This window comes from Blautia hansenii (genome assembly GCF_013304445.1).
Classification (GTDB): Bacteria; Bacillota; Clostridia; order Lachnospirales; family Lachnospiraceae; genus Blautia.
In genome coordinates this window covers 1-687 of record NZ_JAAITA010000067.1, presented here as the reverse complement: position 1 = coordinate 687, position 687 = coordinate 1, and the positions used below count along the sequence as shown (strand labels likewise).

The following is a 687-nucleotide window of genomic DNA, read 5'->3' as shown; positions in this document are numbered from 1 at the left end:
GTTGACAACACTGTTTATAAGTGTTATATTACAGATAGAACAAAAGAGGAGGTACCAAGAGGAAACAAATAAGGTACCGAGTCTCAGAGTTCCGAAATCGACACTCTGGATTTCCCAAAGTGCTAAAATAAATTTGTATGTCATTGGAAAGGAGATATGACTTATGATGATGCCTAGTATTTTTGGAGAAAGTTTATTTGATGATTGGATGGATTTTCCGTTTGAGAGAGAGTTTTTCGGAAGAAAGAACCCGCTGTACGGCAAGCATGAAAAGAACATGATGAAGACGGATGTCAGGGAGACAGAAGGAACCTATGAACTGGATATCGACCTGCCGGGATTTAAGAAAGAAGAAGTTTCCGCCAAACTGGAAAACGGCTATCTGACTATCAGCGCAGCAAAAGGCCTGGATAAGGACAAACAGGATGAAAAAGGAAACTATATTCGCAGAGAACGTTATGCAGGCGCTATGAGCAGAAGCTTTTATGTAGGCGAGCAGGTACAGCAGGAAGATATTCATGCGAAATTTGAAGACGGTATCCTGAGATTGACTGTTCCGAAAGAAGTGAAAAAACAGGTGGAAGACAACAAATACATTTCCATCGAAGGATAATAACGACAAAATTGCATACATTTGACATAAGGAGAGCGGTTCCGCTGGTGTAAAACCTGCGGAATCGCTTTTTT

At 40.8% G+C, this 687-nt stretch carries 1 protein-coding gene; it reads left to right on the top strand.

All coding sequences use genetic code 11. From position 1 onward, the window contains the following. Positions 1 to 163: 163 nt before the first annotated feature. Entirely contained in the window at positions 164 to 613 is a 450-nt protein-coding gene (locus G5A70_RS15525) for an Hsp20/alpha crystallin family protein (protein WP_173750339.1), read from the top strand. Positions 614 to 687: the final 74 nt, after the last annotated feature.